7 protein-coding genes are annotated in these 14,079 nt (G+C 68.5%); 3 read left to right on the plus strand and 4 right to left on the minus strand.

What is annotated here, in order from left to right; translation table 11 throughout:
- The 3 genes from HY703_09775 to trpE form a co-directional block, all read right to left on the minus strand.
- Positions 1–2,894, minus strand: a 2,894-nt coding sequence (locus tag HY703_09775; protein MBI4545472.1) for a hypothetical protein, incomplete at its 3' end; no start/stop codon positions are given.
- Between the two features lie 68 nt (positions 2,895–2,962).
- Positions 2,963–6,109, minus strand: a complete 3,147-nt coding sequence (locus HY703_09780; GenBank protein MBI4545473.1) for a TonB-dependent receptor — start codon at positions 6,107–6,109, stop codon at positions 2,963–2,965.
- A gap of 411 nt (positions 6,110–6,520) precedes the next feature.
- On the minus strand, positions 6,521–8,038 hold the full coding sequence (gene trpE, locus HY703_09785) for an anthranilate synthase component I (protein ID MBI4545474.1): 1,518 nt from the start codon (positions 8,036–8,038) through the stop codon (positions 6,521–6,523).
- A gap of 60 nt (positions 8,039–8,098) precedes the next feature.
- On the opposite strand from trpE, the gene HY703_09790 reads away from it, so the two are divergent.
- From HY703_09790 to HY703_09800, 3 genes are all read left to right on the plus strand, one after another.
- The gene (locus HY703_09790; GenBank protein MBI4545475.1) at positions 8,099–10,150 is read left to right on the plus strand and encodes a hydantoinase/oxoprolinase family protein; all 2,052 of its coding nucleotides are present in this window, start codon (positions 8,099–8,101) and stop codon (positions 10,148–10,150) included.
- A 76-nt stretch (positions 10,151–10,226) separates the two neighbouring features.
- Positions 10,227–10,886: a hypothetical protein gene (locus HY703_09795; protein ID MBI4545476.1), complete on the plus strand. Its 660-nt coding sequence runs from the start codon at positions 10,227–10,229 to the stop codon at positions 10,884–10,886.
- 269 nt (positions 10,887–11,155) lie between these two features.
- Positions 11,156–13,555, plus strand: coding sequence for a DUF2723 domain-containing protein (locus HY703_09800; GenBank protein MBI4545477.1), 2,400 nt, complete (start codon positions 11,156–11,158; stop codon positions 13,553–13,555).
- A gap of 66 nt (positions 13,556–13,621) precedes the next feature.
- On the opposite strand, the gene HY703_09805 is transcribed toward HY703_09800, so the two are convergent.
- On the minus strand, positions 13,622–14,079 hold a 458-nt coding region (locus tag HY703_09805), incomplete at its 5' end, for a hypothetical protein (protein ID MBI4545478.1).

The raw sequence follows: 14,079 nt of genomic DNA on the forward strand, positions 1-14,079 counted from the left end.
CCCATATCCGAGAACAAGTAGCTGAAGCACTGTATGTTCGTCGAGCCGGGGTACTGGGACCCGCCAGGCACCGTCGGCGTGTGGTGAATCGGAGCCCAGACGGTGTCCACACCGTTGAGATGCCCGACTTTGATGAGCGCGGTCGGGTCCGCCACAGTCTCGTTGGCTCCGGAGAACCAGCGCGAGCCACCCGGCACCATGCGGACACCCGTGGCGAAGCCCGGGTAGATGGTGGCGCCGGCAATGCCCCGCCGGTTGGTCTGACCTTCCATCTGGCTGTACAGAATCGTCTGGGGGAACTTCCCGATCACATTGGCCTGGAAGCCGGGGAAGGCCTCCGGCAGGCTGAACTGTGCCTTGGCCGTGGGATCCGGCGGTACCGCCGCGGCGCCCATCGGGAATTCCGTCGTAACCTCCTCGCCAAACTGGAACCACACCGGCGTCCAGCCCTCCGACACCGACACCGTCTTCTTGCCATCGATGTCGAAAGTCATGAACATCCGCCAGCAAGCGCCTAATGCATTCGACCCCTTCGGGCAGCCCTGCGGATGCGTGTCGACCGTGTACGGAAGGATGCTGTCGATGGTTGCCGCCAGAGTGAACTTCGGCAGCAGCCGCGCGACCAGTGGTGCGAACGTCGCGGACAGCCCGTCGGTCGGCGGCATCGGGCCGCTGAAGATGCCCGTCTGCGAGTTGACTGTGGGATGCGCGATGGTCGGCAAGGGCTGACCGGCGGCATTCGTCACGGACGAAGTGAAGCTGGCGAGGACCAGGTTGCTCGGGTCCTTACGCGGCACCACGAGTTGCACCTGCCGCGGCGACTCGAGTGAGAGCGCGCCCGACTTGAGGGAGTTCACATCGAACGCGGTGACGATATAGCGATACGTGATGCCGTTCCGAACACTCTTGTCGATGAACGCGAAGGGAACGCCGGTGTCCTCGAGCTGGATGGACTCTTCCTTGACCACGACGACCGAACCGGTGTTCTTATCGCGGACGCGGCCGCCATCGGGGAACATCGTGATCTTGCCTCTCAGCTCATGCTCGACCGCCTGGCCGTACGCGCCCTCCTCGGGCACGAAGCTCGGGTCGAGCTGACCGGTGCGGTCGATCATCACCGTGCCGGTGTGATCGAACTGAGCGATCAGCTCGAAGCCGCCGCTCAGTCCGCCGGCGCGGTAGATCCGGTAGCCCTCGACGTCGAGGCGCCGGTAGTTCGCGTCAAACAACTGGTTGGCCGGGTCCGGATTCGAGGCGATGGCGAAGTACGGGTCCGGCGTCTTCTCCGACGCGGACGGAGCCCAAACGACCGTCACCTGGTTGCCGCCGGGCACGAGCGAGAACACGGGTGGCTCGGGCGGCCGCGGCAGCAGGAATCTGTTATTGAAGATCGTCTGCGCGACGAGCGCGTTCGACAGGACCGACTTGCGCACCACCAGAACCTTGGTCTCGTCGATCGAGCCATCGGCGCGGATCGCAGCCGCCGGCGTCGACTGCCAGCCGGCCAGCCGCTCGACCAGCCGCAGCGTATCCGAGCCCACACCCGGCGTGTTGGACGCAATGCCCGGGCGCACGCGCGTGCCCGCTGTATACCCGGGCACGGCCACTGGCGCGCCGTGCGTGTAGGCCACCACGATCGTGCCGCTCTCGCCCGGCTTGAGGCTGAACGGCCCCGAGGACTGGTAGAAGCGCGTGTCCGCCGGATCCTGCCAGAGGAAGCAGAGCTTGGACTGCCTGGGGTTGGGAATGTTGCAGGGGTTGTCCCCCGACGCGGCGTTGGCCGTGCCCGAGAGGTAACGATAGAGCTGCCGGTCGCCCACCGGGTCGGGGAAACCCGTCGCCGCGTTGAGCGTGTTGCTGAACAGGCTGAGGCCGACCTCCCGCTTGGTCACCGGGTCGATCGGGCTCCTCAGGTACTTCACGCCCACGAAGCCCGGCCCCTGGAAGAAGGGCGGCGCGTACAGCTCGGGACGCGCCGCGAAGTTGAAGTCGTCGGTCTGGAACGCGGCGTGATACGCGACCCCCAGGCTGAAGGGCAGGACCGCGGTGGAGAAGTTGTCCGTCGCGTGCGTGGTCACGTCCGGGTCCATCGAGAAGGCGGCGAAGATGGAATCGATCGTGTAGCCGCCGTCCGGGATCTGCAGGCCCGGAAACTTCGCCTCGTTGAGCTGCTGGAACTCCGGGTCGTTGCTGATGTTCTTGAACTCGTAAATGAAGAAGATCGTGTTCTCGGCGCCCGCCGGGGCATTGAAGGCCAGCGAGCGCTGCGTCACCTCGAGCCCCATGGGGTGCTTGCGGTTCGACAGCCGGTTGGGATCGCCATCCCAGTACTTGACCCAGGTGTCCTGGTCCGAGATGGCCTTGCTGCCCAGCAGCGCCGCGTTGAACAGGCTGCCGTCCCGGACCACGGCTTGATCCGGCCAGTTCGCGATGTCGTTGGGATCGAGCGAGTCGAAGATCTGGCCGCGCGCTGTGCCGTGGAACTGCGTGCCCCGGGCATCGAAGAAGAAGGCGCCTACGGTGTCGCGCGCCCAGGCAAAGCCCGCCGTGGGCGAGATGATCCCCGCGATCTGCAGCCCGGAATTGAAGATGTACTGGTTGGTCGTGCCCGCCGGCCAGAAGCCGCCGCCGCCCGTGGGCGAGTTGAAGACGTCCGTGCAGACGTTGCCGTCATTGACGATCCCGCACTGGACCAGGTTGGCCTGCAGCACCTTGGTCGCGCTGGCGGCCAGGTTGAAGGGACTCGTCCGGCGCAGTGCGCGCGCCTTATCCATGGAGGTCTGTGCCTGCGCCTCTGCGGACCAGCCCATGGCCATCCCGGCCAGGACTGCGCCAGCCAGGGCCCTCCGCAGGCCGCCAGCGCCGGGCAGGCTCTCAAAGAGTTTGGCAACCATTGCGTTTCTCCGTCGTAGGGATGTCGGCCTGCCCCGCCGCGCTCGCGGCGGGGCAGTCGCCGGTCGGATCAGAAGGTGACCTCAAAACCCAGCCGCAGCCGGCGCCCCTGCGCCACCAGATCCTGCGGCCCGCTGAAGAACAGGACGGCGGAGCGGAAGGCCTTCTCCTGCTCCGTGAGGGTGAACGTGCCGTCGCCGTCGCCGAAGCGCTGTTCGGCCCGCCGCAGCGCGATCAGGTCCACCTCGCTGGTGACCCCGCCGCCCGCGCTGGAGAGCGAGCTCAGGTCCACCGCGCGCGGGCTGCCGCCGCCCAGCAGGTTCTGGTGGCCGCGCACCAGCTCGCCATAGATGCGCTCGTCCACGATGTCGCCGGTGCTCAGGAACACGCGGGTCTTGTTCTTGAAATCGAACACGTTGCGCGCGTCCAGGAACACCACGGCGCTCCTGCTGCCGAAGCGCACGCCGCGCTGCAGCTTCAGGTCGAACTCGCGCAGCCAGGGCGTGGTGTTGGTGCTGATCTCGTCGTACTTGAGATCGCCCTCGAACACGCCCGTGGGCGGACCCTGCGCCACCTGGATGCCCACCTCGCGCAGCGGCGAGTAAGGCAGCCCGCTGGCCAGGCGCGCCACGCCGAAGAGGCCCGTGTTGCGCAGGAAAGCCGGGCCGTCCCAGTCGTTGGGCAGGCGCAGCATGAAGTAGCCGGTGACGTTGTGCTTGCGGTTCTCCTCCGTCGAGCGGATCGCCTGCGCCGGGTTGGGCGGCAGGCCCAGGAGCTGGTTCGAGTTGCGCTCGATGCGCGCGAAGAGCCGCGTGTAGGTGTTGGGGTCCGTGCCCGTGCTCTTCGCGTCCTGGAACGAGTAGCCCAGCGACACGTCCAGCCAGCGGCCCCAGCGCCGGTCCAGCCGCACATCCACGCCCCGCACGTTGCCGAAGTCCGCGTTGGTGATGGTGTTCAGGAAGTTCACCACCCCCGGGCTGGTCGGGTCGTTCCAGGCCAGCTTGCGGATGGCCACGTCGGAGAGCTTGTCCTTGTTATAGGCCGAGACGTCCAGCACGAAGTCCGGGGCCAGCAACTGGCGGAAGCCGAACTCGAAGGTGATCGTCTTGGCCAGTTTCAGCGGCCGGCCCCAGACGTCGTTGGTGTTGGTGTTCTTGAAGCGGAAGAAGTCGATGTTCTTGCCCTGGTAGTACTCGTCCAGGTCGGCCACCTGGACGAAGTGGCCGTAGGAGAGGCGGAACGTGCTGTTCACCGTGACCGGGAAGGAGACGCCCACCCGCGGCGAGACCTCGTTCTGCACTTCCGCATCAGTGAAAGTGGCCGGGTCCTCGATGTTGTAGAAGCCTGCGACCAGCGGGTAATTGGTGTTGGGGTCGAAGCGGTCCCAGCGCACGCCGCCCTCGATGACCACGTCGCCCACATCCACGCGGTCCTGGAAGAACAGGCTCGAGCGCTTCGGGTTCTCGACCCAGACGTCGCCAAAATCCTGGTTGATCCAACTGGTGGACGCCGCCACGAGGTCGATGTCCGTGTAGTCGCCGCCGAACTTGACCCGGTGGTAGCGGTTGGCCTGCCAGTCCACGGTGGCCCGGACCTGGACCTGCTCTTCACGCGCGAAGCTGAAAGAGCTGGGCAGGCCGCTCAGGCTGAAGCCGGTGGCGACGCCGTAGGGGTTCAGCCGGAACTCCTGCCGCAGCCGCAGGTCGGTGCGGTTCAGGAAGGGCGCCCGCTGGCGGATGACCTGGCCCGTGTTCGGATCGCGGATGTCCTTGTTGCCCAGGTACATGTCGACCAGCGTCTGGTCCACCGGGAAGTCGTCCTCGTCCACCAGGAACTCGAAATCATCGAAGGTGAAGCCCAGTGCCGGGTTGCGGTTATCCAGCTCCCAGGCCGGATCGAGTACGCCGCCCAGCAGCTCGTCGCGCGTGAGCGCCAGCTTCAGGTCCAGCGCCAGCGCGTTGTCCGCCCGCTGCACGAAGTTGTGAGTCCACCCCAGGATCGCGGCGCGCGTCGTCGAGCGGCTGCCGCTCGCGGCCGCGCCGTTGTACGACTGGCTCTGGCCGGCGCCAAAAGCGCTGCGCCCCTGACTGCGCAGTTGCTTGAGCGAGACGTACGCCCTCGAGCCCGAGCCGTAGCTCAGGTCCAGCTTCCCGTCCAGCGCGTAGTTATCACTATTGGAGAAGGGAATCTGCCCGTCCTGCTCATAGAGCGTGAACTTCGGGATGGGCACCTCGCGCTGGTCGCTGGCGCCCGCCACGCCGGCAGTAGCCGCGACCGTCACCACGGTGTCAATGCCGTCCATCACGTAGATGGGTACGTCCCGCCACAACTTGCCCTCATTGGAGGAGCGCTGCCCCTGCGCCGTCACGCCGCCGAAGAAGGAGAGCGGGCCGAACACCGGGCCACCCGCGTTCAACTCCAGCCGATTCAGGCCCAGCGAGTATTTGTTGGGCATCATCTCGTCCGACTCGAAGCTGACCCGGCCGGCCCATTCCTGGGCGCCGCGGCGCGTCACGTAGTTGATGATCCCCGACTGCGCCTCACCGAACTCCGCGCTGAAGCCGCCCGTCAGCACGTCGATCTCCGACACGCTGGTGGGGGCGAGGGCCAGGGTGGAGGTGCCGCGGTTGAAGTTGCGCAGCAGCACGCCGTCCACGTACAGCGCCTCTTCACCCGAGCGGCCGCCGCGGATCGAGAAGCCCTTGAACAGGCCGTGGTCCACCACGCCCGGCTGCAGTCTCAGGAGCTGCCGCACGTTGTCCACGGGGAGGTTCTGCGCCACCTCGGCACTGATGATGTTCTTTGATGCCACCTGGTCCCGCGGCACCAGCGGGTTCCGCTCCCCGACCACGGTGATCGGCTCGAGCGCCACGGCCGTGGTGGGCAGTTGGAAGTCCACCGTGACCGTCTGCCCGGCCAGCACGCGCTGCCCGGTTACGGTCACGCTCTGGTAGCCGATGAACTGGGCCTGCAGATCGAAAACCTCGGCCGGCACGTTGTTGATGAAGTAGTAGCCGTCCTGGTTCGTGATGTTGCCCAGCCTGGTGCCCACCACGATCACCTGGGCGCCCGCCAGCGGCTGGCCGGTCTGAGCGTCGGTGACCCGGCCCTCGACTTTCCCCGTGACCTGCTGGCCGGCCGCCGGCGCCGCCAAGAGCGCCACGAGCAGCGCCACGAGGAAGCCTCGGGGCGCGATGCCCCGTATCGAGACGTGCATTGGGTCCTCCATCGGAGTGGATGGTTCGGGCAAATGGAGACTGCCTGCTGGGTGAACGCGCCCCCTGCTACCGGAGCCGGGCGGCTCCTCCGGCGCGTACGTCGGTCTGTCGCTCACGATTGGCACAGCCGTCATCAGCTCCGGGGTTGCGGCGAAACGGGGCACGATACGCTGCCCCAGAAATCCTGTCAAGGGCGCATCAACAGTGAGGATGGCGTATCTGCGGAAATAAATAATTATTGTTCATCAGCGAGCGTGTTCAGTCTGGTTCCCGATTCCAGCATTCAACCAGGCACCCGCGCGAAGAACGTGCGAAGGCGCCGTCCTGTGACAGCGGGGCCGGGCCGTTCCCTGGAGCGCAGGAGGACGGATCCGTGCAATATTGGAGCTTGCTCGGAGGGCGCCCTGCGTCTACTGTCCGGCGTCACCCGCCGGCTGGCGGGGTACCATGCGGGTGACGCGCAGCAAGGCGCGCGCCTTGGCCAGCGTTTCCTCGTACTCGCGGGCGGGCACCGAGTCGGCGACGATGCCCGCGCCTGCCTGCACGTGGGCCCGTCCCTGGGCGGCGAGCAGGGTGCGGATGGCGATGGCCGTGTCCATGGCCTGGCCGCCGTAGGCGAAGTAGCCGACCGCGCCGGCGTAGGGGCCGCGGCCCACCGGTTCCAGCTCGTCAATGATCTGCATGGCCCGGATCTTGGGCGCGCCGCTCACGGTGCCGGCGGGGAAGCAGGCGCGGAAGACATCGACGGCGGAGAGGCCGTCTTTCAGCTCGCCTTCGACCTGACTCACCAGGTGGAGCACGTGGCTGTACTTCTCGACGGTCATGAACTCGGGCACCCGCACGGTGCCGAAGCGGGCCACTCGCCCCACGTCGTTGCGTCCCAGGTCCACGAGCATCAGGTGTTCGGCCCGCTCCTTCTCGTCGGCCAGCAGCTCGGCGGCGAGTGCCGCGTCCTCCTGCTCGCTGCGGCCGCGGGGCCGCGTGCCGGCAATGGGCCGCAGCGTGACCACCCCACCCTCGACCCGGACCAGCACCTCGGGGGAGGAGCCGACCAGCGCCAGGCCATCGAGCTCGAGGTAGTAGAGGTAAGGCGAGGGATTGACCGAGCGCAGCGCGCGGTAGAGGTCGAACGGGCGGGCCTCGAGCGGCACCGTCAATCGCTGGCTCAGTACCACCTGGAAGGCGTCACCCGCGGCGATGTACTCCTTGATGCGCCGCACGTGCTGCTCGAAGGCCTCGCGCGCGTAGCTGCTGCTGAAGGCCGGATCCGTGTCCGGTGCCGCCAGCTCGAGCGGCCCGGGCGCCTCCGCCTCGGCCAGCGTTTGAACCAGCGCAGCCAGCTTCTGGGCCGCTTGATCGTAGCGCCGCCGCAGCTCGGCCTCGTCCGGCTCGCCGGCCACGTCCACGGCGGCGATGGCCAGGGCGCGGCCGAACAGGTTGTCAATGGCCAGCACCACGTCCGTGAAGAGGAACAGCGCCTGCGGCAGCGCCAGGTCATCGGGCGGCGGCGCGGGCAGCCGCTCGATGCTGCGGACGACGTCGTACCCCATGTAGCCCACGGCGCCACCAAAGAAGCGGGGCAGACCCGGCACTGCTGCGGGCCTGCGGCTGCGCAGCAGGCGGTCGAACTCGCCCAGCGGATCAGCCGACGCCGTCGCCTCGCGCCACCCGCTCTGCGCCTCCCAGCGGCTGATCCTGCCGCCGGCCTCGAGCCGCCAGGCTTCGCGGGGCGCAGTGCCCAAGAAAGTGTAGCGCGCCCACTTCTCGCCTCCCACCACGGACTCCAGGAGGAAGCCGAAGGGTGGCCGCATCAGTTTGGCATACGCCGTCACGGCCGTGTCCGTGTCGAAGAGGAGCTCGCGCCAGACGGGCACCAGCTCGGCGGCGGCGGCGAGGCGGAGGAAGGCGGCGAAATCTGGGCTCGGCATCCTGCAATGCATTGTCATTCAGGAGGTTGAAGCGCGAGAATGTCGGATCCCGGCGGCCCCCTGTCAATTGTCGCCGTGGACACGGGCGGTACGTTCACCGACGTCGTCGCCTGGCGGGGCCAGGAGCTGGCCGCCCTCAAGGTACCATCCACGCCGGATGACCCGGCGCGCGCGGTGCTGGAGGGCATCCGCCGGGTCCTGTCCCAGCTCGTACCCGTTCCAGCTCCCACTCCTACTCCCGGCGTCTCCGGGCCAGCCGCATCGGGTACGGATACAGCGGGAACGACGAACTTCCTCTTGATCCACGGTTCCACGGTAGCCACCAATGCGCTCCTCGAGCGGCGCGGCGCGCGCATCGCGCTGGTCACGAACCGCGGCTTCGAGGATGTGCTCGAGATCGGCCGGCAGAACCGGCCGCAGTTGTACGCGCTGCTCGGGGAGCGCCTCCCGCCCCTGGTCGCACGCGCCGACCGTCACGGCATCGCCGGGCGGCTGGGCCCGGGCGGCGAAGAGGAGGAGCCGCTGGAGGACGGGGAGCTCCAGGACCTGCTCCATCGCCTGCGCGGCGCCGAGGCTGTTGCTATCGCACTGCTCCACAGCTATGCCCACCCCGGGCACGAGCGGCGCGTCGCTGCGGCGCTGGAAAGCCTGCGTGTACCCCTGTCGGTCTCCTCCCAGCTACTGCCCGAATACCGGGAGTACGCGCGCGTGGCCACGACAGCGGTGAACGCCTATGTCGCACCCCGTGTCGAAAGCTACCTGGGGCGACTCGAGCAGGATGCCGGCGCAGAGCGCGTCCGCATCATGGGGTCGGCGGGCGGCGCGCTGGCCATCGGCCGGGCGCGGCGGGAGCCCGTGCACACGGTTCTCTCCGGTCCCGCGGGCGGTGTAATGGGCGCGCTTTTCCTGGCCCGGCAAGCCGGATTCGAGGATATTATCGCCTTCGACATGGGCGGGACGTCGACCGACGTGTCCCTCTGCCCGGGCCGGCCGCTCCAGACCCGGGACTTCCAGATTGCCGGCCTGCCCGTGGCCGTTCCCCTGCTGGACATCCACACGGTGGGCGCGGGGGGCGGCTCGATCGCGTGCCTGGACGCGGGCGGCGCCTTGCGCGTCGGCCCGGAAAGCGCGGGCGCCGAGCCCGGCCCGCTCTGCTATGGGCAGGGGGGCATGGACGTGACCGTCACCGACGCGCACGTCTGGCTGGGCCGGCTGCCGGCGGCCGGCTTCCTGGGCGGCCAACGCCGGCTCGAGCCCGAGCGCATCGAGGCCCCACTCCGCCACCTGGCCCAGCAGTTGGGCACCACGGCGGACGCCGCCGCCGAGGGTGTGCTGGCCGTGGCCGATGCGGCGATGGAGGGCGCGCTGCGCCTCATCAGTGTGGAGCGCGGCTTTGACCCGGCCGATTTCACCCTGGTCGCGTTCGGCGGCGCCGCGCCGCTGCACGCCGTGGGACTGGCCGAGCGCATGGGCATCGCCCGCCTGCTCGTCCCGCCCGCGCCCGGCGTGCTTTCCGCCTACGGCATGCTGGCCGCGCCGGTGCGCAAGGACGCGGCCCGCACCGTGCTGCTGGGGGCGGAACAGGCTGCGCCGGATCGCATGGCCGCCGAGTTTGCCGCACTCGAAGCCACGGCACTGGCGGCCATGGAGTCGGAGGGGATCCGAGCGGCAGCCGTCTCCTTGCGCCGCACCGTGGACGCCCGCTACCGCGGCCAGAGCTACGAGCTGAATGTGGCCGCAGAGGCGTGGCAAGACACGTTTCACGCCGCCCACCGGGCGCGCTACGGCTATGCCCGGCCCGATGCTGACCTCGAGGCCGTGACCCTGCGCGTCGAGGCTCTGGGACCCGCGCCCCGGCCGCCTCTGCCGCGGCTCGAGCCAGCCGCGTCCGCCGTGGCACCGGCAGCGGGGGTAGCCGACGTCGTCTTCCGTGGGAAGCGCGTCCGCACCTCGCTCTTCGCGCGCCCCGAGCTGCAGGCCGGCCACCTGGTGGAGGGTCCAGCCGTGATCATGGAATACAGCGCCACGACCTGGCTGCCGCCTGGATGGCGGGCGCAGGTGCACGACACGGGCAGCCTGATCGTGACTCGCGCCCCGCCCGCCGCGTCTTAACCCATGGTACCCGGGGCGCGGCCGCGGCACCGCTCTTGCCAGCGGCGTAGCCCCCCTCAACCCAGGAGGTAGGAAGATGCGTGCACGCACACTATGGTTGCCTCTGCTGGCCCTGGCACTAGCCGCCGGCGCGCCCGCAGCCCGCGCACAGGTGCCGGGCGTGAACCTGCAGGTGGTGCCCAAGATCGGCGCCTACCTGCCGGTCAGCGACCTGGCCGAGCTACGCGACACGGTCAGCGCCGAGATGGAGGCCGGCCTGGCGATTGGCCTGGCCCTCGAGCTGAACCTGCCGCTCTCGCCCATCAACATTCGGGGCAACCTCGAGTACGCCACCGACTCGAAGGTCTCGGCCGAAGGCGTGCGGCAGGGGGACGAGGCGGAAACCACGCTGCTGGCCCTGGTGGGCGACATCGTTTACCGGCCGCTGCCGCGCATCATCGTGGTGCAGCCGTATGTCCTGGCCGGCGCCGGGGTCAAGCGCTACGATTTCGATGAGGAAGACCTGCGCCAGGCGGGGGAGGACCTGCGCAACGCCTTCCCCGAGGACGCGACCGACTTCACCCTGCACCTTGGTGCGGGGCTGGATGTCAAGCTGGGGCCGATCGCGCTGCTGGTCGAGGTCAGCGACTACATTAGCTGGTTCAAGCGCGAGAGCAGCGGGGCTGGTTCGGGGGACGGGAGCGAGATCCAGAACGACGTGTTCGGAATGGTCGGGTTCCGGGTGGGTCTGTTTTAACCCGTACCCGTACCCGTATCCGTACCCGTTGCCGTAGCGGGCCGCAGTCTGGTGCAAGCCGCACGCCGTTTTCTAACGGACGTGCACGTGTATGAGTACGTGCACGACTACGGTCACACCCCCCACCGCCGTCGCTCCGCCTCGATCAGCGCCGCGTCACCGTACTGGCGCTGCCCGGTCTGCGGCCGGCGCAGGGCACGGGCTTGAGCAGCGTGGATGCGAACGGTTACAATAACGTGTTTAGGGCGCGGCGACGGATTAGGAGACCGATGAAGCCATCCAGAGAGGCGCGGGCGCGGCCGCGGCGGCCAGAACGAATGGAGCGGGCGGAGATCCGCCCACCCGTGGAGCCGCCGTCCTACCGGCCGCCGTATCTCGCCGCCGGTCTGGCGGCGTTGGCCGTGTGGTCGCTTTACGCCCTGACCCTGGCGCGCACCACGCAGTTCTGGGACACCAGCGAATACATCGCGACGGCACACATCCTGGGAATTCCGCACCCGCCCGGGAATCCGCTGTTCGTGGTGCTGACCCGGGCCTGGGAGCTGCTGCTGGCGCCGTTCGGCCTGTCGGTGGCCGTGCGCGTCAACCTCTTCAGTGCCACCATGAGCGCGCTGGCTCACGGCTTCTGGTTCCTGCTGGCGCACCGGATCCTGGCGTTCTACAGCGCCAGCCGCGCGTTCCGCCTGGTTGGCGCCGCTCTCGCCGTGCTGCTCAGCGCCACCGCGTTCACGGTGTGGAACCAGTCCAACGTCAACGAGAAGGTCTACACCGTCAGCCTCTTCACCATTGCGCTCCTGAGCTGGCTGGCGTTCCGCTGGCGGGACAACCTGGGGCAGGGGAAGGATGACAACCTGATCCTGCTCATGGTCTTCATTCTCGCCCTCTCCGTGGGCAATCACCTGATGGCGTTCCTGGCGGCGCCCGCCCTGTTCCTCTTCATCCTGCTGATCGAGCCGCGCACCCTGAGCAACTGGCGGCTGTACGTAGCCGGCGCCGTGGTCGCGGTGCTGGGCCTATCCATCCACCTGTTCCTGCCGCTGCGCGCCGGGCTGGACCCCGTGATCAACGAGGCGGACCCGAGCTGCGCCTCGGTGGCGGAGGCGCTCAAGAGCATCCTCACCTACGGGCAGGCCGGGTGCCAGGCGCTCTCCGAGTCCCTGACCCGCCAGCAGTACGACAAGCCGTCCATGTTCTCCAGTCCGCTGGACCGGCGGCTGCCGCGGGACCTGGGACTTATGGCGGCTCAGGTAGTCAATTACCTGCAGTACTTCGACTGGCAGTGGGCCCGCTCGATTGCCGGAAACCAGGCGCTCTTCGGCGGCATCCGCTGGCTGTTCACCCTCCTCTTCGCCGCGCTGGGCGTCTACGGCGCCTGGAGCCACTACCGCCGCGACCGCACCAGTTGGATGTACCTCGCCGTGTTGCTGCTCACGCTCTCGGCCGGCCTGGTCTTCTACCTGAACTTCAAGTATGGCTACTCCTACGCGCGGGAGCGATTCCCCGACCCCGAGATGCACGAGGTCAGGGAGCGCGACTACTTCTTCATTGTCGGCTTCTCCGTGTGGGGACTGTGGGCTGGCACCGGCCTGGTTGTGCTCTGGCAGCGCGCCGCCGATTGGGTGGCCGCTCGCTGGCCGCGCGTCCAGCGGCCCCGGGCGCTGGCCACGCCCACGCTCGCGCTCGGGTTCATCCCCCTGGTGCTGAACTGGGGCTGGGCCTCCCGTGCCCACGACTTCGCCGCGCGCGACTGGGCGTACAACCTGCTCATGAGCGTCGAGCCGTACGCTGTGCTGTTCACCAACGGCGACAACGACACGTTCCCGCTCTGGTACCTTCAGGAAGTGGAGGGCGTGCGCCGGGACGTCACGGTCATCGTGATGAGCTACTTGAACACGCCCTGGTATGTGAAGCAGCTCAAGCAGCTCACGGCGCCGTGCCCGGCGGGCAGCTCGCCGGCGGCCGACCCCACGCGCATCATCTGCCAGCGCCCGTACGCCGGGGAGCTCGAGCAGGCACTGGGCGCGGCGCCGGTCGATCGGCCCGGACGGCCGGCGCCCGGACTGTCTCCGTCCCCGCGGGCGCCGGCCGCGTCGATCATCCAGTTGACGGACGAGCAGGTCGATCAGATCGCCGGGATGCTGCCCTCCCTCACGCAGGAGCCGCTGCAGATCCGGGCGAGCAGCATCACGACCACCGTCCCGGCCGGCAGCATCATGATCCCGGCCGACTGGTTCCTGGCCGCCATTGTCACCAGCGCACTGGACGACCGCCCCATCTACTTCGCCACCACCACGCAGGCCTACGACGAGCTGAACCTGCGCCCCTTCCTGATCCGGCGCGGCGTCGCCTTTAAGCTGAGCGACGGGCCGGTCGAGGCGGACACCGCCCGGGGCATCTACCGCGTTCCCACCTCGCCCTGGACGCCCGTGCTGGGCCAGTACGTGGACCTGCCCGCCACCGAGTGGCTGCTGCGCGACGTCTTCGCCCACCGCCGCGGCTTCCCCGAACAGTGGGACCGGTGGGTCGACGCGGCCACGCAGGGCATCCCCTTCTACTACGCCTACCCGAACCTCGCCCTGGCACAGATCTACGGCGAGCGGCAGCAGCAGGAGAAGGCCGAGTACCACATCAAGCAGGCAGAGGCCTGGCTAGCACTGGGGCAGAAGTAACCTCCCCCGCCCACCGTCCCCCCGCCGGTGGGGGACAGGGGGACGGGGAGACGCGGTGCAAGGAGCTCAGCCGGCCCCGTGCCGGTTCTCGTCATCGATCAGCTCGTGCGGCGGAGGCTCGATCCCGCCGCCCGGGCCGAATCCCTGCTTGCCCACCCGATCCGGAACGGTAACCCGCACTTCCGCCACGTTGTTGCCGTAATTGCTCTCCCTCAACATGTGGCAAAAGCCCAGGCCATCCAGGTGCGGGCAGGGCTCGCCGCCCACCGGCGTGAACGGCGGGTTCGCCGTAATGCGGATCAGGTACTCGCCGGCCGGGATCGGCTCCCGGGGATCCGTGAGCAGGAAGAACTGGCCCGCCAGCCACTTGAAGTACGTGTCCGCCCAGCCAGTGCTGATCCCCTGATTCCCCGCCCGCGTCTGGGTGCCACAGCTCCGGTAGACGAAAGATGTGGGCGGCACGTTCGCCTCCCAGGGGTCCGTGTCGATCATGCAGAAGCCGTGCTTCTTGGCCTGGATCGGCG

It is taken from the genome of Gemmatimonadota bacterium, from assembly GCA_016209965.1.
GTDB lineage: Bacteria > Gemmatimonadota > Gemmatimonadetes > Longimicrobiales > RSA9 > JACQVE01.

What these genes read in the sequence shown, in the direction of transcription:
- HY703_09795 (MBI4545476.1), top strand. Translation starts at nt 10,227, where the DNA reads ATGCGTGCACGCACACTATGGTTGCCTCTGCTGGCCCTGGCACTAGCC.
- trpE (MBI4545474.1), bottom strand. Translation starts at nt 8,038, where the DNA reads ATGCCGAGCCCAGATTTCGCCGCCTTCCTCCGCCTCGCCGCCGCCGCC.
- HY703_09780 (MBI4545473.1), bottom strand. Translation starts at nt 6,109, where the DNA reads ATGCACGTCTCGATACGGGGCATCGCGCCCCGAGGCTTCCTCGTGGCG.
- HY703_09800 (MBI4545477.1), top strand. Translation starts at nt 11,156, where the DNA reads ATGAAGCCATCCAGAGAGGCGCGGGCGCGGCCGCGGCGGCCAGAACGA.